Genomic DNA, 20,808 nt, shown 5'->3' with positions numbered 1-20,808 from the left:
AAATTCAGAGGAACCAGACATGAGTAGCGGACGTATCGTTCAAATCATCGGCGCCGTGATCGACGTGGAATTCCCGCGCGATGCCGTGCCGAGCATCTACGAGGCCCTGAAAGTTCAGGGCGTCGAAACCACTCTGGAAGTTCAGCAGCAGCTGGGCGACGGCGTGGTTCGTTCCATTGCGATGGGTTCCACCGAAGGCCTCAAGCGTGGCCTGAACGTGGAAAGCACCGGCGCAGCCATCTCCGTCCCGGTCGGCACCAAGACCCTGGGCCGTATCATGGACGTGCTGGGCAACCCGATCGACGAAGCGGGTCCGATTGGCGAAGAAGAGCGCTGGGGTATTCACCGCGACGCTCCGTCCTACGCTGACCAGGCTGGCGGCAACGACCTGCTGGAAACCGGCATCAAGGTTATCGACCTGGTCTGCCCGTTCGCCAAGGGCGGTAAAGTCGGTCTGTTCGGTGGCGCCGGTGTCGGCAAGACCGTAAACATGATGGAACTGATCCGTAACATCGCCATGGAGCACAGCGGTTACTCTGTGTTCGCTGGTGTGGGTGAGCGTACTCGTGAGGGTAACGACTTCTACCACGAGATGAAGGATTCCGGCGTACTGGACAAGGTAGCCCTGGTTTACGGCCAGATGAACGAGCCGCCGGGCAACCGTCTGCGCGTTGCACTGACCGGCCTGACCATGGCCGAGAAGTTCCGTGACGAAGGCCGTGACGTACTGCTGTTCATCGACAACATCTACCGTTACACCCTCGCCGGTACCGAAGTATCCGCACTGCTGGGCCGTATGCCTTCCGCAGTAGGTTACCAGCCGACCCTGGCCGAAGAGATGGGCGTTCTGCAGGAGCGCATCACCTCCACCAAGAAAGGCTCGATCACCTCGATCCAGGCCGTCTACGTTCCCGCGGATGACCTGACCGACCCGAGCCCGGCGACCACCTTCGCCCACTTGGACGCCACCGTCGTACTGTCCCGTGACATCGCCTCGCTGGGTATCTACCCGGCTGTCGATCCGCTGGACTCGACTTCCCGTCAGCTGGACCCGCTGGTCATCGGCCAGGATCACTACGACACCGCTCGTGGCGTGCAGTACGTTCTGCAGCGCTACAAGGAGCTGAAGGACATCATCGCGATCCTCGGCATGGACGAACTGTCCGAGTCCGACAAGCTGCTGGTGGCCCGTGCTCGTAAGATCCAGCGCTTCCTGTCCCAGCCGTTCTTCGTGGCTGAAGTATTCACCGGCTCGCCGGGCAAATACGTCTCCCTGAAGGACACCATCGCTGGCTTCAAAGGCATCCTCAACGGCGACTACGATCACCTGCCCGAGCAGGCGTTCTACATGGTCGGCGGCATCGAAGAAGCCATCGAGAAAGCGAAGAAGCTGTAATCCGTGCGCCCGGCAACGGGCGCTTACGTGAGGCAAGGGTATGGCTATTACTGTCCACTGCGACATCGTCAGCGCCGAAGCGGAGATCTTCTCCGGTCTGGTAGAGCTGGTCGTAGCGCACGGCTCGCTGGGCGATCTGGGTATCGCTCCGGGCCACGCGCCGCTGATCACCGAGCTCAAGCCGGGTCCGATCCGCCTGGTGAAGCAGGGTGGCGAGCAGGAGGTGTACTACATCTCCGGCGGCTTCCTCGAAGTACAGCCGAACATGGTCAAGGTTCTCGCCGACACCGTGATTCGTGCAGGCGACCTCGACGAAGCGGCTGCCCAGACCGCACTGAAGGAAGCTGAGAAGGCTCTGCAAGGTAAAGGTGCAGAGTTCGACTACAGCTCCGCCGCAGCCCGCCTGGCCGAAGCCGCAGCGCAACTGCGCACGGTCCAGCAGGTTCGCAAGAAGTACGGCGGCTAAGCCGCGAAGTCCTTCGGGACTTCAGCGTCAAATAGGAAAAGGGTAGCCTTGGCTACCCTTTTTCTTTTTCCACACGCGGGTAATCCCGCTCACCAGGACGGTCTCCCACTCATGTCTCTCGAAATCGTCATTCTCGCCGCCGGCCAGGGCACCCGCATGCGCTCGGCCCTGCCGAAAGTCCTGCATCCGGTCGCTGGCAAACCGATGCTCGCCCACGTGATCGACACCGCCCGCGGCCTCGGCCCGTCGCGCATCCATGTGGTGATTGGCCATGGTGCCGACCTGGTGCGTGAACGCCTGCAGGCGGATGACCTGAATTTCGTGATCCAGGAACAGCAGCTGGGCACCGGCCACGCTGTGGCACAGGCAGCCCCGTTCCTCAGTGCAGACAACGTGCTGATCCTCTACGGCGACGTGCCGCTGATCGAGCAGCCGACCCTGGAGCGCCTGATGGCCCAGGCCACGCCGCAGCAGCTGGCGCTGCTGACGGTCGAGCTGGACGACCCGACGGGCTACGGCCGCATCATCCGTGGTGCCGATGGCGAGGTCCGGGCGATCGTCGAGCAGAAGGACGCCACCCCCGAGCAGCGCGCCATCCGCGAAGGCAACACCGGTATTCTCGCCGCCCCGCGCCAGCAACTGCTGGGCTGGCTGGCGCGCCTGTCCAACTCCAACGCCCAGGGTGAGTACTACCTCACCGACGTCATCGCCATGGCGGTAGGTGACGGCCTGCGCGTGGCCACCGCCCAACCGCAGGTGGCCATGGAGACCCAGGGCGCCAACGACCGCCTGCAGCTTTCGGAGCTGGAGCGCTTCTTCCAGCAGCGCGTGGCGCGCCGCCTGATGGCCCAGGGCGTGACCCTGATCGACCCGGCGCGTTTCGACGTGCGTGGCGAAGTCAGCGTCGGCCGCGACGTCAGCATCGACATCAACGTGATTCTCGAAGGCCAGGTGGAAATCGAGGACGACGTGCAGATCGGCCCGAACTGCTACATCAAGGACAGCACCCTGCGCCGCGGCGCCATCATCAAGGCCAACTCGCACCTGGAAGGCGCCCATGTCGGCCCGGACAGCGATGTCGGCCCGTTCGCCCGCCTGCGCCCTGGCAGTGTGCTGGAGCGCAAGGTACATGTGGGTAACTTTGTCGAGCTGAAGAATGCCCACCTGCAGGACGGCGTGAAGGTAGGCCACCTGACCTACCTGGGCGACAGCGAGGTCGGTGCGCGCTCCAACATCGGCGCCGGCACCATCACCTGCAACTACGATGGCGCCAACAAGTGGCGTACCAGCATCGGCGAGGACGTTTTCATCGGCTCCAACAATTCGCTGGTGGCGCCTGTGGATATCGGTACCGGGGCCACGACTGGCGCAGGTTCCACCATCACCGCCGACGTTCCGGCCGGCACCCTGGGCGTCGGCCGCGCCAAGCAGCGGGTGATCGAAGGCTGGAAGCGCCCGGAAAAGATCAAGAAATCCTGATTCACAACGCATCGTCCTGTGGGTAAGTCGTTATCCACAGGGCGATGGCGTCATTCGATTATCCACAGCCTGCTTCGCCTTCGGCGCAGTAGCTGGTTATCCCTGGAGTTTTCCCGGCCATGCTTGGCGTCGCCATCCTGATCTTTCTGATCACCGACCCGTTCGGCAACATCGCGGTCTTCCTTGCCGCCCTCAAGTCGGTCCCCGCCGAACGCCGTCTGAAGGTGGCACTGCGCGAACTGCTGTTTGCCCTAGGTCTGCTGCTGCTGTTCCTGACCCTGGGCGAGCACATCCTCACCGGGCTCGGGCTTTCGAAGGAAGCTACCGGCATCGCCGGCGGCATCATCCTCTTCGTGGTCGCCATGCGCCTGATCTTCCCCACGCCCCAGGGCGTGCTGGGCGACATGCCGGACAATGAACCGCTGTTCGTGCCGCTGGCTACGCCGGCGGTGGCGGGGCCTTCCGCCCTGGCGATGCTGATCACCCTGCGCAGCACCTACACTGGACCGTTGTGGGAGCTCTACCTGGCGGTAATCCTGGCCTGGGCCGCGACTGCCTTCATCCTGATGCAGGCAGCGTTCCTCCAGCGCTTCCTCGGCCCGCGCGGGCTGATGGCCGTGGAACGTCTGGCCGGCATGCTGCTGATCATGCTCAGCGTCAACATGCTCCTGCAGAACGTGCGCAGCTTCCTGCACATCGCAGCCTGATGCTCTTCTCCTGAGAACCGCCATGACTCTGCGTTTCCTGTCTTTCGCTCTCCTCACCACACTGCTCGCCGGCTGTGCCGACAAGGACCTGCAGATCGACCGCGAGCATGTGTCGAAGAACCAGGACAGCCGAATCCAGTATGTCATCGTCCACTACACGTCGGCTGACCTGCCGCGCTCGCTGGCGTTGCTGACCCATGGCGAAGTGAGTGCGCACTACCTGATCGGCGACAACCCGGCGACCATCTACCAGCTGGTGGACGAGAACCGCCGCGCCTGGCACGCCGGCGCCAGCGAGTGGCAGGGGCGCACCTGGCTCAATTCCACCTCCATTGGCATCGAGTTGGTGAACCCCGGCTACCGTGATACGCCGAGCGGGAAGATCTGGTATCCCTATCCGGATGCGCAGATCGACGCGCTGATCGCCCTGCTGCGGGACATTACCAAGCGCCAGGGCATCACCCCGGAACACATCCTTGGCCACAGCGACATCGCTCCGCAGCGCAAGGTCGACCCGGGCCCGCTGTTCCCCTGGAAGAAGCTCGCCGAAGCCGGCCTGATCCCCTGGCCGAAACCGGGTGAGCTGGCGCATCGCCTGGCCGAGCTGAACGGTCAGCTACCGGCGCCGGGCTGGTTCCAGCAGCAACTGGCGCGGCACGGTTACGCGGTGCCGCTCAATGGGCTGATGGACGAGGAAACTCGTAACGTGATCGCGGCGTTCCAGATGCGCTTCCGCCCGGAGCGCTTCGATGGCGAGCCTGACCTGGAAACCGCCGCGCTGCTGCTGGCGGTGCCGACTTCCTAGACCGGCAGCAGCAGGTAGAAGCGCGAGCCCTTGCCCTGTTGCGAGCGCAGGGCGATTCGCCCGCCGTGCAGTTGCACGATTTCCCGGCATAGCGCCAGGCCGAGGCCGACACCACCTTTCTTGCGGCCCACCTGCACGAAGGGTTCGAAGATGCGTCCCTGCTGACTGAGCGGGATGCCATCGCCGCTGTCTTCCACGGCAATTGCCACGCGCTCTTCCTGGCAGCGCGCCTGCAGGCGGATGGTGCCGCCCTCGGGCGTATGGCGCAGGGCGTTGCCGATCAGGTTATCCAGCACGCGCTCGATCTGCGTGCGGTCGATATTGATCGGTGGCAGGCCTTCGGCGATCTCCAGGTCGAGCTTGATGCGCTTCTCCTCCGCCGGCCCGGTGAAGCGCTGATGGGCCTGGCGCAGCAGGTTGCCAACATCGCACAACTGCAGCTCCAGCTTTTGGGTGCCACTCTGGTAGCGGGAGAAGTTCAGCAGATCGTTGATCAGCCGCACCAGGCGGTGCATTTCCTCGTCGACGGTGCGCACCAGGTCGCGCTCGCGGGACTCCTCAGGGAACTTCAGGCGCTCGGCGAGCAGGCCGAAGGCCATGTGCATACCGGTCATGGGCGTGCGCAGCTCGTGGGAGGCGCGCAGCACGAAATCATTGCGTACACGCTCGAACGCGCGCTGCTCAGTGACGTCACGGACCACCATCACCGCACCGATATTGCGCCCGTCGTCATGGCTGACCGGTGACATGCTCCAGGTCAGCAGCCGGCTTTCGCCGCTCACTTCCACCACCAGATCCTGCGGCGTTTCTTCCAGGAGGTTGCCGCTAAGGACACGCTGGACGGCCTGGGTCAGCTGCGGATTGTTCAGCATCGTGCCCAGCTCCTGGCCCTGGGGATCGCCGTGGGAAAACAGTTGGCGGGTGGCGACCGGGTTGGCGTGCTCGATACGGCCGTGGCGGTCGAGGATCACCAGGCCGTCGTCGATGCTGTCGAGCACCGCCAGCAGGCGCTTGCGGCCCGAACCCAGCGCTTCGGTATTGCTCGCGCGGTAAAGGCGCAGGGCTTCCGCCATCAGGCCGAATCGGCGGCTCAGGGAGGACATCTCGGACACGCCGGAAACTGGCAGGGTGACGTCGAACTCGCCCTGGCCGATCTTGTCCGCGGCCTTCGCCAGCGTCTCGATAGGCGCGCCGAAGCGGCGGGCGATGCTGTGGGCGGTGATGAAGCCGACCACCAGGATGGCGATGCCGATAAGCCCGAGCAGGCTGCTGATCAGCAAGGTGCGGTCACGGGCCGAGCGCTCGTCGGCGCTGATGTTTTCCATCGCTCCCTGATGCAGCGCCAGCAGGTGGTTGCGCAGCACGTCGAGGGTACGGCTGAGGTCGCTGTCTTCCAGCAGTTCCGCGCGTCCCGGGCCGGGAGTTTCGGTCGCCTCGACAAACCGACGGTGGGCGTCGGCTATCTGCGTCATGGCTTGGCGTTCGCCACTGGTTTGCGCCAGCGCGCGCCCCTGCTCGAGCGCTTGGGAGAAGTGCGCGCGCGCGCGTTCCAGGTTTTCCGGGTTTGGCCGTGCGCTGAGTACCTGTACCAGTTCGTCGCCCAATGCCTGGCGCAGGCGCTGGCTGACCTCGATGGCGTCGAAGTTGCGCTGAATGAGCTGGGCTTGCTCACGGCCGGTCAGCACCACGCTGAACAGCCCGAGCAGCAGACCCAGCAGCGCTACCGTGATGAGCGCCGAGATGCTCAGGAACAGCCTCGTGCGCAGCGTCATCGGGATCGGCAGGTTCACAGGCTGTACTGCTTGCGCTTGCGATAGAGGGTGGAAGCGTCGATACCCAGGGTCTTGGCGGCCTGGTCGAGAGTCGCGCTGGAGGCCATGACGGCCGCGATGTGGGCTTTCTCCAGTTGTTCCAGGCTCATGGCCTCGCCGATGCGTGGCGCCGAGTTGCTCGACTGCTCGCCGATTGACAGTTGTTCGACGCCAATCAGATCAAGATTGCAGATGATGCTTGCGCGTTCAATTACGTTGCGCAGTTCCCGCACGTTACCCGGCCAGTTGTAGCGGCGCAGCAGCGCGCGGGCCTCATCGGTGAAGCCCCGTGCGGGGCGGCCGTAGTCCTTCACGAAGCGCGCAAGGAAGCGTTCGGCTAGGCCGAGGATGTCTTCGGCGCGTTCACGCAGGGGCGGCAGATTGAGCACGATGACATTCAGGCGGTAGAGCAGGTCCTCACGGAAGGTGCCCTGGGCAACCATGCCGGCAAGATCACGGTTGGTGGCGGCAAGGATACGCACGTCGGCATTGCGGGTGACCGGGTCGCCGATGCGCTCGTATTCCTTGTCCTGGATGAAACGCAGGAGTTTCGGCTGCAAAATGAGTGGAAAATCGCCGATTTCGTCGAGAAACAGCGTGCCACCATCCGCCTGGCTGATGCGCCCGAGGGTGTTCTCGGTAGCGCCGGTGAAGGCGCCGCGGCTGTGGCCGAACAGTTCGCTTTCCATCAGCTCGGCCGAAAGGGACGGGCAGTTGATGGTCACGCAGGATTTTTTCGCCCGCTTGCTCCAGCCGTGGATGGCCCGCGCCAACTCACCCTTGCCGGAGCCGGATTCGCCGAGAATGAGGATGTTGGCGTCGGTCGCGGCGACCTGACGCGCCGTTTCCAGTACGGCGGCCATGGCCGGGCTGTGAGACTCGAGTACATCGCCCTGCTTGCGCATCTCGCCTTCCAGCGCCTCGATGCGCGCGGTGAGCTGGCGCACTTCCAACTGCTTGGCGGCAGCCAGGCGCAGTTGGTCGGGGCTGCAGGGCTTCACCAGGTAATCGGCGGCGCCGGCCTGCATGGCATCGACGGCGGTGTCCACGGCCGAGTGCGCAGTGACTATCACCACGCGCATCCAGGGCGCCTGCACGCGCATTTGCGCGAGCACATCCAGGCCATTGTCGTCGCCCAGGCGCAGGTCGAGGAAGCACAGGTCGAATACCTGGCGCTGCAGCAGGTTCTCGGCCTGTTGCGCGCTGCTGGCGGTGGCCACGCTGTAGCCCTCGTCTTCAAGGCAGTAGCGGAACGAGCGGAGGATGGCGGATTCGTCATCGACCAGCAGGATCCGGCCTTGCTGTTCAGGCGTTGCGTCCATTCAGCGATTTCCTTGTTGTGTGATTCGTTGTTGTACGGGGTGTGATTTTTCTTAGTCCAGGGTTTTTCGTGCAAGTTGCAAGAATCTTTCTGAGGCTTCGGGCAGGGTGCACAGTCAGGGACGCTGAAAAGGCTATCCAACACATTGAATTACAAGAATTTTATCCACAAAAAGGCACTGGCACGGCAGTTGCGAATCCAATTCTGCACCATCGTATGTTGGAGACCGATATGCCTAGTCCGAAGATCCTTGCCCTGGCCCTGAGTTCCGCGCTGCTCGCCGTGCAGCCACTGGCCAGCCATGCCGCCGAAACCGGGCTGAGCGCACAACTGGCCGAAGCGCGCCAGGAAGGCTCGATCTGGACGGCCATCAACCTCAACCGCGAACTCAAGCCCTATGCGATCAAGGTGGATGTAGAGAGCGGCCGCGCGCACCTGACCGGCGCCGTGGCCAGTGAAGAACAGAAGGCGCTGGCCGGACAGATCGCCGGCAGCGTCGAAGGCATCACTGCTGTGGATAACCAGCTCGGCGTCGATGCGTCCCTGGCTGATGCACAGAAGTCCGATACCGCGAAGGACTCAGGCGTGGTGCAGAAGTGGGACGACGCCACGCTGGCGGCCAGGGTGAAATCCAAGCTGCTGCTGGAAAAGCGCGGCGAAGGCCTGGATATCAAGGTCACCAGCAAGTCCGGCGCGGTCACCCTCGAAGGCACCGCAGTCAGCGAGGAGGCCAGCCAGCAAGCCGCTCACCTGGCCGCCCAGACCGAAGGCGTCTCGGCTGTGGATAACCGCTTGAAGGTCGACCCCGACGCCGCCTCCACCGAGAAACTCGAAAAGTCCGTCGGTGACGCCCAGGCCGCCGTGAGCGACGCCTGGATTACCAGCCAGATCAAGGCCGGCATCCTGGCCGCCCATGCGCTACAGGGGTTGTCCATCGGTGTCTCCACTCGCGACGGCGTGGTGACCTTGAGTGGCCAGGTGCCCAATGCCGACGAGCGCCAGCAATTGATCGATTCCGCCAGCAAGACCCGCGGTGTGCGTGAGGTGGACGCCACTGCGTTGAAGGTGGCCGGCCAGGCCGCCTGACTCTTCCACCCTTCCCAAGCAGGAGTACCTGTCATGACTCGCACGACCAGTCAGCTCAATGAACTCATCGAGATCACCCGTGACGGCCAGCGTTTCTACCAGCACGCGATCCAGGAAGTGAAGGATGCGCGGCTGCAACGGCTGTTCCAGTCCATGGCACAAGCCAAGACGGACGTCATCAATGCACTGGCCGGCAAGGTTGCCGCCAATCACGAGGACCCCGCCACCGGCGGCACCTTGCTGGGCAAGTTGCGCCAGGTCTACGCCGACACCCGGGCGACCCTGGCCAGCGATGAAGGCGCGACCTATGTCGCCCAGCTCGAGGAAGCCGAAGACCGCATCCTCCATGCCTTCGAGGACGCCCTGGAGAAAGGCACGCCGGAAACCCAGGCGCTGCTGCGCGCCGAACTGCCCAAGGTACGGGCATGCCACGACCAGATGAGCCAACTCAAACATTCGCTGAAGTGACGTGGTTCACACAGGCACAGGGACGTGCCTGAAGCCGGGGTTGCAAAACGCACGACCTATCCCGGCCCATCGTGCAGGATGCAGCAGAAAGGCATTTTCATTAACAACATAAGTATTTGATTTATAAGTAAAAAATAGGATTCATCAGACTGGCATGCGGCGTGCAATTCCTACTGCAAGACAGTCAACAAACCACTCGCGACGACAAGAACCGGAAAGACCTCAGGAAATGGTTTGAAGGTTCGACAGACAGGTCGGCGACGGGCAGGAGAAACGGGATGAACAGCGGAACCAACAGCCAAGTGCAAGTCGCGCGTATCGATGTGTGGAGCCGGATCTTCCTTGCCGGTGCCCTCCTGCTGTTGCTGGTCAACCAGGTGCAGCTGCAGATGCAGGTTTCCCGGGTTCAGGCCGCCAGTACCCCAGTGGCCTATGTACCGACCGCCTCCAGCACTCCCGGCCTGTACCGCGAAGCGTCGCGTTATCCACAGGCTGCACCCGCGCGTAACCAGCCCCAGGTGCTGCAAGCCCCGCAGGCGCAGACTCAGGCTCAGGTCCAGCCGATGGCCCGCCCCCAGGGTGGCTGGGTGTTCTGAGCGCGGTTAACCCAATTGCCGGCAGGCCGCTGGCTTGCCCGACAGGTCCGCAGTGCCCGGAAGCGCCCGGGCGGACACTCTTTCCGGAGACTGCCTTGCGACCACTCCGGAGCTGGCACCCAAACGGTGCCGAACCGACAACGAGAAGAGGAGAGACCCCATGCTTAGCTGGGCACTGACATTCCTGATCATCGCCATCATCGCCGCGGTCCTGGGCTTCGGTGGTATCGCCGGCGCCGCGACCAGTATCGCCAAGATCCTGTTCGTGATCTTCCTGGTGCTGTTCATCGTGTCCTTCGTCATGGGCCGTCGCCGGGGGTAGTTCCTCCGGATCGATGGAAGTTGAACAAGGAGCGTAGCGATGAGCTTTACCCGCAATCTGCTGCTGTCGACCGTTCTGCTCGGCGTCGGGGCCCAGGCCCTGGCCGCCGAGGCAGACAAGGACGCGCAATACCGCCTGAACGAGCTGGTAGCCAGTGATCCGCAGTATCGCGATACCTGGCAATCGGTGGTCAAGGACGAAAGTCGCCTGCCCGACTGGGTGATGAACCTCAGCGGCACTGCGACGCCGATGCAGGCGGTGGACGAGCAGGGCGACAAATACCTGGTGGGCGAGTTGTGCGAGGCGCACAACTGCGCTGCCCACCGGCTGTACGTAGCCTTCACCTGGGACAAGGACAAGGCCTATGCGCTGTACGTGAAGGTTCCCGAGAACCTTCCGACGGACAAGTCGCCGAGCAAGCACGCCAGCTTCCGCTGGTTGGGCGAGCCGGACGATTCGGTGAAGCGGATCCTCGATGACCAGCTCAAGAGCGATCCCAACTGGTACTGATCCACTGATTTCGAATTCTGCGTCGCCATTGCGGTGGACGCATGACCAGGGGGCCGGGATGTTCGGGATGCGTCATGTCCTGAGCGACCTGGGGGTACAGGGAGTACCTCCGCGCCAGCGGGCTGGGTCAGGCAAGGCGTGCGGAACCGGGGCGACGTGCTCGCACCGGTTCCGGAGCGCCATCACAGGTCAGGGCTTGAAGTTGGCCGCGTCGCGCGCCCAGCCATCGAGCACCGGCTTCAGGTCGTCGAGGGTCAGGTGGGTGCTGGAGTTTTCCAGCGTCTTGCCTGCTCCCTTGCGCACGACCTTGGCGACCGGCTTGCTGGTCGCGCCATCCAATGCCTCGAACTCCACGAATACCTCGGTGTCCTGATCACGGGTACCGATGGCGGTCGACGTCGCGGCTACCACCAGTGCGATGGGGATGACCTCGTATGCATGCAGGCCCTCGTTGGAGACATCCACGCCGCTGATTGCAGTGCGCAGCACCAGGGTGTCGCGATCAGCCTGCTGGACGATGCGGTAGCGGCTGCCCAGTTGCAGCTCGACCTGCTTCTTGAGGTAGTCGGGAATTTCGTTGAGGGTTCGCTGATCGATGTTCTCGTTCGGCTTGGGTGGCGGGTAGTAGACCGGCCGCTCGACCAGCACCGAGCTGTAGTTCTGCAGCTTCAGGTTCGGGTCGACCCAGCGCAGCACGGGCTGGCCGCTGGGGGAGGTGGCCGGTTGGAGTTGCGAGTAATCGCCGAGGAAGCCCGAGTACTGCGAGGCGTCCGGTTTCTGGCTGGAACAGCCGGCCAGTGCCAGGGCGCCAGCGAAAAGCAGAGTGGGTACTACGTAGCGTCGCGTCATAGAGCGTCCTTATTCAGAGTGTCACCGCGTTGTGCTTTCACCACATTGAACAACCCGTTGCTTACCCGGCTGTCGCGGCGACGGCAGGGTAGCCGCAGGCTTGCTCGAAGCCGGTCGAACTTCACTGATATCGGTCAATTCGGACTCAGGCGGATTCGTCCTACAATGCCTCGCCGATTCCTGTCGGCCGGTTTCCGGCCCTCCGGCGCCTCAATAATGAAGAGCGGAATCCGCCACTTATCCACAGTGTCTGCTTTCCCGCCAGCCTCGCAGTCGAAGGGCCCTTCTCCTCGCCCTCGCCCTCGGCCATCCATGACGGCCCCCTAGCGGCGACCGTACATCCGGTAACAAGAACCCACCCGTGAGCGCGCGTGGCGTTCTGATCCGATCAATCCGGGCCATTGATGGCCGAATTGCAGCAAGCCTAGACGGCTTTGCAGAGCGCTGTGTGACAGGCGTTGAGGAACCTGTGTCATGCAGAAAAGCAAGGGTCTTACGACCTGGAACCAAGGTTTCAGATGCCTTTTCCCATGCCGATTGTGCATGGGGTAGGCGTTTCCGGCATTAGACGGAGGAGGGGGGGGTCGGAATCATGCGCCCCTTTTTTCGCTGGCCGTCGGCATCCCGACGGTTCGGCGACCCCGACTTCCACAAGAATCAAGGGTGACTCACTATGGGCAAAGCCAAGCTCAGCCTCGCCTGGCAGATCCTCATCGGCCTGGTACTCGGAATTGCACTGGGCGCCGCGCTCAACCATTTCAGCGCGGAAAAGGCCTGGTGGATCAGCAACATCCTCCAGCCAGCGGGTGACATCTTCATCCGCCTGATCAAGATGATCGTCGTTCCGATCGTGATTTCCTCGCTCATCGTCGGCATCGCCGGCATGGGTGACGCGAAGAAACTCGGCCGCATCGGCCTGAAGACCATCATCTACTTCGAAATCATCACCACCGTCGCCATCGTGGTCGGCCTGCTGCTGGCGAACATCTTCCAGCCCGGCGCCGGCATCGACATGAGCACCCTGGGCACTGTGGATATCTCCCAGTACGCGCAGACCGCCAAGGAAGTCGAGCACCACCACGCGTTCATCGAGACCATTCTCAACCTGATCCCGTCGAACATCTTCGCGGCGATGGCCCGTGGCGAAATGCTGCCGATCATCTTCTTCTCGGTCATGTTCGGCCTGGGCCTGTCCTCGCTGCCGGCGCCGACCCGCGAGCCGCTGGTGAAGATGTTCCAGGGCGTGGCCGAGGCCATGTTCCGCGTCACCCACATGATCATGCGCTACGCCCCCATCGGCGTATTCGCGCTGATCGCGGTGACAGTCGCCAACTTCGGCTTCGCCTCGCTGCTGCCGCTGGCCAAGCTGGTGGTGCTGGTGTACTTCGCCATCGCCTTCTTCGCCTTCATGGTGCTGGGCCTGGCCGCGCGCCTGTTCGGTTTCTCCATCATCAAGCTGATGCGCATCTTCAAGGACGAGCTGGTCCTGGCGTACTCCACTGCCAGCTCCGAGACCGTGCTGCCACGCATCATCGAGAAGATGGAGGCCTACGGCGCACCCAAGGCGGTGAGCAGTTTCGTGGTGCCCACCGGCTACTCGTTCAACCTCGATGGCTCGACCCTGTACCAGAGCATTGCGGCTATCTTCATCGCCCAGCTCTATGGCATCGACCTGTCCATCGGCCAGCAATTGATGCTGGTGCTGACCCTGATGGTCACCTCCAAGGGCATCGCCGGGGTACCGGGCGTTTCCTTCGTGGTGCTGCTGGCGACCCTGGGCAGTGTGGGCATTCCGCTGGAAGGCCTGGCCTTCATCGCCGGCGTCGATCGCATCATGGACATGGCGCGCACCGCGCTGAACGTGATCGGCAACGCCCTGGCCGTGCTGGTGATCTCCAAGTGGGAAGGCGTGTACGACGCCGAGAAGGGCGCGCGCTACTGGCAGGCGATGCAGAACGGTCGCGTTGAAGCCTTCCTTGAAGGCGAGAGCGCGGACGGCAAGCAAAGCACCACCAGTCACTGACCCGCACGGGTTATCAACAAGGCCCCGGCACAGTCCGGGGCCTTGTCGTTTCTGGCGCGGAAGGCGCCCGTGCCGCTATCATCGCGGCCATTCCAAGGGGGACATCGCATGCTCAACGGCCTCTGGCTGAGCTTTTTCATCGTCGCGGCGGTCACCGCGCTTTCCCGCTGGCTGCTCGGTGGGGAGGCCACCGTGTTCGCCGCCATGGTGGAAAGCCTGTTCGCCATGGCCAAGCTGTCGGTGGAGGTCATGGTGCTGTTGTTCGGTACCCTGACCCTCTGGCTGGGTTTCCTGCGCATCGCCGAGAAGGCCGGCCTGGTGGAGAAACTCGCAGTGCTGCTCGGCCCGCTGTTCCGCCGCCTGATGCCGGAAGTCCCCGCTGGCCACCCGGCCATTGGCCTGATCACCCTGAACTTCGCCGCCAACGGCCTGGGCCTGGACAACGCCGCTACGCCCATCGGCCTGAAGGCCATGAAGGCGCTGCAGGAGCTCAATCCCAGCAGCACCACGGCGAGCAACGCGCAGATTCTCTTCCTGGTGCTCAACGCCTCGTCGCTGACGCTGCTGCCGGTGACCATCTTCATGTATCGCGCGCAGCAGGGCGCAGTGGACCCGACCCTGGTGTTCCTGCCAATCCTGCTGGCCACCAGCGCCTCCTCGCTCGTCGGCCTGCTCAGCGTGGCGCTGATGCAGCGTCTGCGCCTGTGGGATCCGGTGGTCCTGGCTTACCTGATTCCCGGCGCGCTGGCGCTGGGTGCCTTCATGGCGTTGCTCGCAGGCCTGTCTGCCAGCGCGCTGGCGCAGTTGTCCTCGCTACTGGGCAACCTGACGCTGTTCGGCATCATCATGCTGTTCCTGATCGTCGGCTGGCTGAAGAAGGTGCCGGTGTATGAAACCTTCGTCGAGGGCGCAAAAGAGGGCTTCGACGTCGCCAAGAGCCTGCTGCCGTATCTGGTGGCGATGCTCTGCGCGGTCGGCGTATTGCGCGCTTCCGGCGCCCTGGAGATGGCGCTGGATGGCATCCGCTGGGTAGTCGAAGGCGTGGGCTGGGACACTCGCTTCGTCGATGCGCTGCCTACCGCACTGGTCAAGCCGTTCTCCGGCAGCGCTGCACGGGCGATGCTGCTGGAAACCATGCAATCCCACGGTGTGGACAGCTTCCCGGCATTGGTCGCCGCCACCGTGCAAGGCAGCACCGAGACCACGTTCTACGTACTGGCAGTGTATTTCGGCGCCGTTGGCATCCAGCGCGCGCGCCATGCCGTGGGTTGCGCGCTGCTGGCGGACCTTGCCGGCGTGCTGGCCTCCATCGGCGTTTGCTACTGGTTCTTCGCCTGAAGGTTCTCGCCGGCGGCCACCTGGGCCTCCTTGTGTTGCCCCTGAGCCTGGAACAGTAGCCATTCACGCTGGATCACCCGGTAGGGCACGAACACGCTCAAGCGTGCCATGCCGGCCAGTTCTGGCCGGCCTGTCGGTGGCGTGAAACCCGCCTGGTAGCCGATATTGATCCCCAGCACTGCACCGTCGCTGGCCAGCAATGGCCCTCCGGACATGCCCTTGGCGATTGCCGCGTCGTGTACACCGTAGCGCTCGCCACTTGCAGAACGGTCGTCGACGAAGGGTACCGGCCAGACACGCCCTGTCGCGCTCATCGGGATCAGCAGGGAACTGCTGCCCAGGGCGGTGACGGTCTCGCCGGAACGGAAATCCCGCCACTGCGGGAGCGCCCCCTTTGCCTTGTGCGCGATGAACAGCAGGTCGCAGCCCGTGCTGCAGCGGTAAGCCTTGTTCAACAGGAACGGGGTATGGGCTGCTGTCACCGCGTAGTCGGCATTCCACTGTACGGCAGAGGCGACGATCATTCCCGGCAATGGCGGGCCAGAGAACACGGTGAAGTAACGGTCATTCAGGCCCGCATTGGTTTCCGGGGAAACCCAGCCATTGCAGCCTGAGAGGGTAAACAGAAGCGGCAGGAACCATCTTTTCTTCACAGTAAAGCTCTCCCAAAATTTGTGGGAAAAGCTAACTATTAATTAAGGAAAATTCTTATATAAAAATAAGATTCTTGAATAGGCGAAATACGCATTAATTATCTCGAATGACGAAGGTTTCCTACAAATATCCTGGAGTTTATTTATTTAAATATAAGTAAAGTAATTGTTTTGTTTATCCTGGCAATATAATGGAAATGTGACATATCTCGCGCAATGGCTATTTCTGACGAACGGTAGTGAAGCTTTCACCAAGCTTTCAAAGCCAGTAAAAATGGCCAACTCAGGCATTTTTCGATTGTCGAGAGGCTGCTTTTACACATAGGGTTACAAATAAGTCGACTCTCCAGGGCCTGCCTGCCGTGGACGACGACCGTCGATTTCCCCGGCAGGGGAATCCCCGTGTATCAGCCCTGAGTGATGTTCTTATGGCCTCGAACAACTCCAAAGCCAAAGCCGTCTTCCGTGTGGTAAGTGGCAACTTTCTCGAGATGTATGACTTCATGGTGTATGGCTTCTACGCCACCGCCATTGCCAAGACCTTCTTTCCCGGCGACGACCCCTTCGCTTCCCTGATGCTGTCGCTGGCGACCTTCGGCGCCGGATTCCTCATGCGTCCGCTGGGAGCCATCTTCCTCGGCGCCTATATCGACCGTCATGGCCGTCGCCAGGGGCTGATCATCACCCTCGGCCTGATGGCCATGGGCACCCTGCTGATCGCCTTCGTACCGGGGTATGCCACCCTTGGTGCCGCCGCACCGTTGCTGGTCCTGCTTGGCCGCCTGCTGCAGGGTTTTTCTGCCGGCGTGGAGCTGGGCGGCGTGTCGGTGTACCTCGCGGAAATCGCCACCCCGGGCAAGCGCGGTTTCTTCGTCAGCTGGCAGTCGGCGAGCCAACAGGTCGCGGTGGTCTTCGCCGGCCTGCTGGGGGTGATCCTCAACCATTGGCTGAGCCCGCAGGACATGGGCGAGTGGGGCTGGCGCGTACCGTTCTTCGTCGGCTGCCTGATCGTCCCGGCGTTGTTCATCATCCGCCGCTCGCTGGAGGAAACCCCCGAGTTCGAGCAGCGTAAGCATCGGCCGACCCTGGGCCAGGTGCTGCGTTCCATCGGCCAGAACTTCGGCCTGGTGCTGGCCGGAACCGCCATGGTGGTGATGACCACCGTGTCCTTCTACCTGATCACCGCCTACACCCCGACCTTTGGCAAGAACGAGCTGCACCTGTCGGACTTCGACAGCCTGCTGGTGACCATGTGCGTGGGGCTGTCCAACTTCATCTGGCTGCCGGTGATGGGCGCCGTATCCGATCGCATCGGGCGCAAGCCGCTGCTGCTGGCGGCTACCATCCTGGCACTGCTCACCGCCTACCCGATGCTCTCCTGGCTGGTGGCCGAGCCGAGCTTTGCCCGCCTGCTGGAAGTGGAACTGTGGCTGTCCTTCCTCTATGGCAGCTACAACGGCGCGATGGTTGTCGCGCTCACCGAGATCATGCCGGCGGACGTGCGCACCACCGGATTCTCCCTGGCCTACAGCCTGGCGACCGCGACCTTCGGTGGTTTCACCCCGGCGGTCTGCACCTGGCTTATCCACACCCTGGACAACAAGGCTGCGCCGGGTATCTGGCTCAGCGGCGCGGCGGCGCTCGGCCTGCTTGCCACCCTGGTGCTGTTCCGCAAGGGCGCCCGTGCACGCGCTGGAGCCCTGGCCGCCAGCGCCTGAGCCCAGCTGCGACGTTCTGCCCCAGTACGGTTCCGGGCGGCATTGACATACGTCAGGCCTGCCCGGCACCCGCAGGAGAAGGATAGGGTCAACCCAATCCCTCTTCTCCAGCGGAGAACGCGTCATGATCACCCACCCCACCGCCGAGCTCGCAGCCCTCGGGGCTGTTGGCGCCGATCACTGGATAGAAACCCTCGAAGATGGCAGCCACGTGCTGATTCGTCCGTTGCGCGCGGAAGACCGCGAGCGCGAACGCCTGTTCCTCGAGCGTCTGTCCCCCATGACCCGCAAGTTCCGCTTCCATGGCGAAGTGAAGATCGACGACAAACTGCTCGATCGCCTGATGGATGTGGACTACCAGACCACCATGGCCTTCATCGCCCTGACCCATGTGGACGGCGAGTTGCGCGAAGTCGGCATCAGCCGCTACGCGGCTGTGGATAACCAGCAGTGCGAATGCGCGGTGACCATCGCCGACGAGTTCAAGCAACTGGGCCTGGACGTCGCACTGATGCGCCATCTGATCGATGTGGCCAAGCGCAACGGCTTCCACCAGATGTACTCGATCGACTCGTCCATGGACCGCGACATGCGCGACATGGCTCGCGAGCTGGGCTTCCGCGCCCAGGTGGACCCGGACGACTCCTGCCAGGTCATCCGCCGCCTCGCACTCTGAGGCCTGAAGATTCGCCGACGGGGCTTCAGCTCCGTCGGCGCCACAGCGCAAGCCCCAGCAATACCGCCAGCAGCAATGCACCCACCGTCGCCAGCGGATAGACCATGTCGTCGTCCAGCAGCGGCTTCTCAATGCGCAGATAACCCTCGTCCTTGAACAGCCGCTTCGCCACATCGTTGGCGTGGGCCAGGCTGACTTTTGCCAGGCGCTTGTCCTCGTCGGGGAATTTGCCGTCGTCGAAATCGGCCAATGCACCCCAGTAGTAATCCGCCAGCGTCGAATTCCCCGGGGTGCTCCAGGCCAGCTGCGCACGCGCCACCCGCTGGATGCGGGCGAAGCGCTGCGGGTCGAGGCCATCGCGGCGGATCTTGTCCACCAGGTCTTTCAGGGCCTTCTGTGTCACCTGTTCCTGGTCGCGTTCGACATCGGCGTTGAGGCTCAGGAAGCCCTGGTTCGCCCATGCAGTGCGCTCGCTCCAGGGGCCGTAGGACAACTCGCGGCGCACGCGCAGTTCGGTGTAGAGCGTATCGTTCAGGTAGGCCTGCAGCAGGTCCAGCGTGGCGCCGTCGACATCCTCCGGCTCCGGGAAGATCCAGTGCAGCACCGCGCTTTCGCCGAACATCCCGGTGGTCAGGCTGCGCTGGCGCTCGGCGGTGGTCTTCATCTGCGGCAGGTCGCGGCGTTCCGGAGTGTCGTGGTCGATCAGGGCGCCGTAGGTGCGCCCCAGGTACACCGGCAGGCGCGGGTCGAGGTCGCCGACGATGATCAGGGTCATGTTGCTCGGGACGTACCAGTCCTTGCGCAACTGATCCAGTTGCGCCTGGGTGAGGTTATCCACAGGGGCGCGCTCGTCGCATGACAGGCCCAGCTCGACAGCCAACTGTTCCTGACCGGCGCGGCTGATGTTCTGGTGATCCAGCCAACGCTGCAGGTGCGAATAATGGCCGCCATCCTCGCGCACCAGTACCTGCTTGGCGGAATCGATCTTGCGCTGGTCGAGTTGGGTGCGGGTGATGATTTCCAGCAGCAGGTCCAGCACCTGGCGCTGGGTGGCGGCGGGGGACTCGACGACGAACGCGGTGTCTCCCTCGCTGGTGTAGGCATTCCATTGGCCGCCCAGAGCCTGCATGCGTGCTTCCAGGTCGGCCTCGTCGCCGCCATCCAGGCCGCTGAAGAACAGGTGTTCCATCAGGTGGGGCAACTGCCGGTCGCGGCAACTGAAGTCGCTGAAGCCGACGCCGACGATCAGGCGAATCGAGACATGGCCCTTCTCGCGGGTTGGCTTGAACAGCACGCCCATGCCGTTCTCCAGCTGGTACGCCTCGACCGTCTGGCGCTGGTCGGCATGGGACCAGGCGCTGAGCAGCAGAGATAGCAGGGGGACGAACAACCAACGCATGAGCGGTGAGCCTGGACGCAAAGCCGTGAGGATAGCGGATTGACCGTCGCGAACCCACCGTGTTCAACCTTCGTCGGGTGGCATCTTTGGTCACGGGGCTGGCTTGCGAGGTCACTGTCGGTGCTGGCGCAGTGGAACTACGCTCCATTCATCCACCCCGATCAACGGACCCGTCGTTCGCTGCATGGCGAACGGTCTGGAGGCTACATGCGCGTCCTGATCACCGGCGCTGCGGGATTTCTCGGGCAGAGCCTGCTCAATGAGCTTGCCGTCCAGCACCTGGACTGGACGCTCATTGCCGCTGATATGCAGCAAATAAAGTCCCAGGGTCTGCGCCCCAACATCGAGCCGGTTGCGCTGGATCTGAGCGTGGCGGCCAACACGCGGGCCTGCGTGGAGCTCTGGAAGCCAGATGCGATCGTGCATCTGGCCGCGGTGGTGAACCCGCCGCCGGAGATGACGGCGCAGAAACGCCACGCCATCGAAGTGGGTGGCACCCGTGCACTGATCGAGGCGGCGCGTGATAACGATGTCCGGCAATTGATAGTTACCAGTTCGGGCGCCGCCTATGGCTTTCATCGCGACAACGCCGAGTGGATCGACGAATCCCACCCGCTACGGGGTCAACCGCATCTGCTGCACGCCCGCTGCAAGCAGGAAATCGAGCAATTGCTGGCCAAAGCCAGGGAAAACTATCCACAGATCAAGCAACTGATTCTGCGCCCCGGAACCATCCTCGGCCGGCGTGTGCATAACCCGCTGGCGGAGCTCTTCGCCCGGCGCAGCCTGATGGGGGTGATGGGACACCGCAGCCGCTTCGTGTTCATCTGGGACCAGGACGTGGTGAACGTGATTCGCCAGGGCCTCGAGCGTGGCAGCGAAGGCATCTACAACCTCGCCGGTGACGGCGCACTGTCCCTGCGCGAGATCGCCGGCCTGCTCAACAAACCCTATCACCCGATGCCGGCAAGCCTGATGCGAGTAGGTCTCGGCCTGCTCAAGCCACTCGGGTTGTCGCACTTTGGTCCGGAGCAGGTGGATTACCTGCGCTACCGGCCAGTGCTGGACAACCGCCGGCTGAAAGAAGAATTCGGCTACGAACCGCGCTACTCCAGCCGCGAGGCATTCCTCGCCTATCTCGCGGCAAGGGGACTGCACAGCTGAGCTCGCCGAGCTGTGGGAATC

General features: G+C 63.1%; 20 protein-coding genes. 15 read left to right on the top strand and 5 right to left on the bottom strand.

Features of this window, described 5'->3' with window-relative positions; all coding sequences use genetic code 11:
- The first annotated feature begins 19 nt into the window (after window positions 1-19).
- From atpD to L6D89_RS27755, 5 genes are all read left to right on the top strand, one after another.
- Window positions 20-1,396, top strand: a complete 1,377-nt coding sequence (gene atpD, locus L6D89_RS27775; protein ID WP_045213787.1) for a F0F1 ATP synthase subunit beta — start codon at window positions 20-22, stop codon at window positions 1,394-1,396.
- A gap of 40 nt (window positions 1,397-1,436) precedes the next feature.
- Window positions 1,437-1,862, top strand: coding sequence for a F0F1 ATP synthase subunit epsilon (locus L6D89_RS27770; RefSeq protein WP_017518837.1), 426 nt, complete (start codon window positions 1,437-1,439; stop codon window positions 1,860-1,862).
- Window positions 1,863-1,973: 111 nt separating this feature from the next.
- Window positions 1,974-3,341, top strand: coding sequence for a bifunctional UDP-N-acetylglucosamine diphosphorylase/glucosamine-1-phosphate N-acetyltransferase GlmU (glmU, locus tag L6D89_RS27765; RefSeq protein WP_236172342.1), 1,368 nt, complete (start codon window positions 1,974-1,976; stop codon window positions 3,339-3,341).
- A gap of 119 nt (window positions 3,342-3,460) precedes the next feature.
- Window positions 3,461-4,048: a MarC family protein gene (locus tag L6D89_RS27760; RefSeq protein WP_017518835.1), complete on the top strand. Its 588-nt coding sequence runs from the start codon at window positions 3,461-3,463 to the stop codon at window positions 4,046-4,048.
- A gap of 22 nt (window positions 4,049-4,070) precedes the next feature.
- Window positions 4,071-4,853, top strand: coding sequence for an N-acetylmuramoyl-L-alanine amidase (locus tag L6D89_RS27755; protein ID WP_236201788.1), 783 nt, complete (start codon window positions 4,071-4,073; stop codon window positions 4,851-4,853).
- Here L6D89_RS27755 and L6D89_RS27750 read toward each other — a convergent pair.
- On the bottom strand, window positions 4,850-6,637 hold the full coding sequence (locus tag L6D89_RS27750) for a KinB sensor domain-containing domain (RefSeq protein WP_236201841.1): 1,788 nt from the start codon (window positions 6,635-6,637) through the stop codon (window positions 4,850-4,852). The two genes, L6D89_RS27755 and L6D89_RS27750, sit on opposite strands and share 4 nt — an antisense overlap.
- A gap of 2 nt (window positions 6,638-6,639) precedes the next feature.
- Window positions 6,640-7,986 (bottom strand): sigma-54-dependent response regulator transcription factor AlgB, encoded by a 1,347-nt coding sequence (gene algB, locus L6D89_RS27745; protein ID WP_236172346.1) that lies wholly within the window; start codon window positions 7,984-7,986, stop codon window positions 6,640-6,642.
- A gap of 230 nt (window positions 7,987-8,216) precedes the next feature.
- Between algB and L6D89_RS27740 the strand changes: the two genes are divergently transcribed.
- From L6D89_RS27740 to L6D89_RS27720, 5 genes are all read left to right on the top strand, one after another.
- Window positions 8,217-9,071 carry a BON domain-containing protein gene (locus tag L6D89_RS27740; protein WP_236201787.1) on the top strand — a complete coding sequence of 285 codons (855 nt, stop codon included), beginning with the start codon at window positions 8,217-8,219 and terminating at the stop codon, window positions 9,069-9,071.
- Between the two features lie 33 nt (window positions 9,072-9,104).
- A complete protein-coding gene (locus L6D89_RS27735) occupies window positions 9,105-9,539 on the top strand; it encodes a ferritin-like domain-containing protein (protein ID WP_236172348.1) in 435 nt (144 codons plus the stop codon).
- A gap of 278 nt (window positions 9,540-9,817) precedes the next feature.
- Complete coding sequence (locus L6D89_RS27730) at window positions 9,818-10,135, top strand: hypothetical protein (protein WP_236172349.1); 318 nt, start codon at window positions 9,818-9,820, stop codon at window positions 10,133-10,135.
- Between the two features lie 160 nt (window positions 10,136-10,295).
- On the top strand, window positions 10,296-10,457 hold the full coding sequence (locus L6D89_RS27725) for a DUF1328 domain-containing protein (RefSeq protein ID WP_081519001.1): 162 nt from the start codon (window positions 10,296-10,298) through the stop codon (window positions 10,455-10,457).
- A 39-nt stretch (window positions 10,458-10,496) separates the two neighbouring features.
- Window positions 10,497-10,967: an inhibitor of vertebrate lysozyme family protein gene (locus L6D89_RS27720; protein WP_236172350.1), complete on the top strand. Its 471-nt coding sequence runs from the start codon at window positions 10,497-10,499 to the stop codon at window positions 10,965-10,967.
- Between the two features lie 189 nt (window positions 10,968-11,156).
- On the opposite strand, the gene L6D89_RS27715 is transcribed toward L6D89_RS27720, so the two are convergent.
- Window positions 11,157-11,816: a DUF3313 domain-containing protein gene (locus tag L6D89_RS27715; protein WP_236172351.1), complete on the bottom strand. Its 660-nt coding sequence runs from the start codon at window positions 11,814-11,816 to the stop codon at window positions 11,157-11,159.
- Window positions 11,817-12,489: 673 nt separating this feature from the next.
- Here L6D89_RS27715 and gltP point away from each other — a divergent pair.
- Entirely contained in the window at window positions 12,490-13,839 is a 1,350-nt protein-coding gene (gene gltP / locus L6D89_RS27710) for a glutamate/aspartate:proton symporter GltP (RefSeq protein ID WP_236201786.1), read from the top strand.
- Window positions 13,840-13,947: 108 nt separating this feature from the next.
- Complete coding sequence (locus L6D89_RS27705; protein WP_236201785.1) at window positions 13,948-15,177, top strand: nucleoside recognition domain-containing protein; 1,230 nt, start codon at window positions 13,948-13,950, stop codon at window positions 15,175-15,177.
- On the opposite strand, the gene L6D89_RS27700 is transcribed toward L6D89_RS27705, so the two are convergent.
- Window positions 15,159-15,830, bottom strand: a complete 672-nt coding sequence (locus L6D89_RS27700; RefSeq protein ID WP_236172354.1) for a S1C family serine protease — start codon at window positions 15,828-15,830, stop codon at window positions 15,159-15,161. The genes L6D89_RS27705 and L6D89_RS27700 overlap by 19 nt on opposite strands.
- Window positions 15,831-16,258: 428 nt before the next feature.
- Here L6D89_RS27700 and tcuC point away from each other — a divergent pair, with 428 nt between their 5' ends.
- A complete protein-coding gene (tcuC, locus tag L6D89_RS27695) occupies window positions 16,259-17,548 on the top strand; it encodes an MFS transporter (protein ID WP_236201784.1) in 1,290 nt (429 codons plus the stop codon).
- A 124-nt stretch (window positions 17,549-17,672) separates the two neighbouring features.
- A complete protein-coding gene (locus L6D89_RS27690; protein WP_236175769.1) occupies window positions 17,673-18,224 on the top strand; it encodes a GNAT family N-acetyltransferase in 552 nt (183 codons plus the stop codon).
- A gap of 25 nt (window positions 18,225-18,249) precedes the next feature.
- Here the strand turns inward: L6D89_RS27690 and L6D89_RS27685 are convergent, their stop codons facing one another.
- A complete protein-coding gene (locus L6D89_RS27685; protein WP_236201783.1) occupies window positions 18,250-19,623 on the bottom strand; it encodes a M16 family metallopeptidase in 1,374 nt (457 codons plus the stop codon).
- Window positions 19,624-19,830: 207 nt separating this feature from the next.
- On the opposite strand from L6D89_RS27685, the gene L6D89_RS27680 reads away from it, so the two are divergent.
- Entirely contained in the window at window positions 19,831-20,787 is a 957-nt protein-coding gene (locus tag L6D89_RS27680; protein WP_236175796.1) for an NAD-dependent epimerase/dehydratase family protein, read from the top strand.
- Window positions 20,788-20,808: the final 21 nt, after the last annotated feature.

The sequence above is a fragment of the Pseudomonas pseudonitroreducens genome (assembly GCF_021603645.1).
GTDB lineage: Bacteria > Pseudomonadota > Gammaproteobacteria > Pseudomonadales > Pseudomonadaceae > Pseudomonas > Pseudomonas pseudonitroreducens.
Note: the sequence above shows the minus strand (reverse complement) of the source record. Positions and strands in the feature narration are given on the sequence as shown.

Excerpts from the sequence above, each read along its gene's own strand:
- atpD (WP_045213787.1), top strand. The coding sequence starts at position 20 with ATGAGTAGCGGACGTATCGTTCAAATCATCGGCGCCGTGATCGACGTG.
- L6D89_RS27770 (WP_017518837.1), top strand. The coding sequence starts at position 1,437 with ATGGCTATTACTGTCCACTGCGACATCGTCAGCGCCGAAGCGGAGATC.
- glmU (WP_236172342.1), top strand. The coding sequence starts at position 1,974 with ATGTCTCTCGAAATCGTCATTCTCGCCGCCGGCCAGGGCACCCGCATG.
- L6D89_RS27760 (WP_017518835.1), top strand. The coding sequence starts at position 3,461 with ATGCTTGGCGTCGCCATCCTGATCTTTCTGATCACCGACCCGTTCGGC.
- L6D89_RS27755 (WP_236201788.1), top strand. The coding sequence starts at position 4,071 with ATGACTCTGCGTTTCCTGTCTTTCGCTCTCCTCACCACACTGCTCGCC.
- algB (WP_236172346.1), bottom strand. The coding sequence starts at position 7,986 with ATGGACGCAACGCCTGAACAGCAAGGCCGGATCCTGCTGGTCGATGAC.
- L6D89_RS27740 (WP_236201787.1), top strand. The coding sequence starts at position 8,217 with ATGCCTAGTCCGAAGATCCTTGCCCTGGCCCTGAGTTCCGCGCTGCTC.
- L6D89_RS27735 (WP_236172348.1), top strand. The coding sequence starts at position 9,105 with ATGACTCGCACGACCAGTCAGCTCAATGAACTCATCGAGATCACCCGT.
- L6D89_RS27730 (WP_236172349.1), top strand. The coding sequence starts at position 9,818 with ATGAACAGCGGAACCAACAGCCAAGTGCAAGTCGCGCGTATCGATGTG.
- L6D89_RS27725 (WP_081519001.1), top strand. The coding sequence starts at position 10,296 with ATGCTTAGCTGGGCACTGACATTCCTGATCATCGCCATCATCGCCGCG.
- L6D89_RS27720 (WP_236172350.1), top strand. The coding sequence starts at position 10,497 with ATGAGCTTTACCCGCAATCTGCTGCTGTCGACCGTTCTGCTCGGCGTC.
- L6D89_RS27715 (WP_236172351.1), bottom strand. The coding sequence starts at position 11,816 with ATGACGCGACGCTACGTAGTACCCACTCTGCTTTTCGCTGGCGCCCTG.
- gltP (WP_236201786.1), top strand. The coding sequence starts at position 12,490 with ATGGGCAAAGCCAAGCTCAGCCTCGCCTGGCAGATCCTCATCGGCCTG.
- L6D89_RS27705 (WP_236201785.1), top strand. The coding sequence starts at position 13,948 with ATGCTCAACGGCCTCTGGCTGAGCTTTTTCATCGTCGCGGCGGTCACC.
- tcuC (WP_236201784.1), top strand. The coding sequence starts at position 16,259 with ATGGCCTCGAACAACTCCAAAGCCAAAGCCGTCTTCCGTGTGGTAAGT.
- L6D89_RS27690 (WP_236175769.1), top strand. The coding sequence starts at position 17,673 with ATGATCACCCACCCCACCGCCGAGCTCGCAGCCCTCGGGGCTGTTGGC.
- L6D89_RS27685 (WP_236201783.1), bottom strand. The coding sequence starts at position 19,623 with ATGCGTTGGTTGTTCGTCCCCCTGCTATCTCTGCTGCTCAGCGCCTGG.
- L6D89_RS27680 (WP_236175796.1), top strand. The coding sequence starts at position 19,831 with ATGCGCGTCCTGATCACCGGCGCTGCGGGATTTCTCGGGCAGAGCCTG.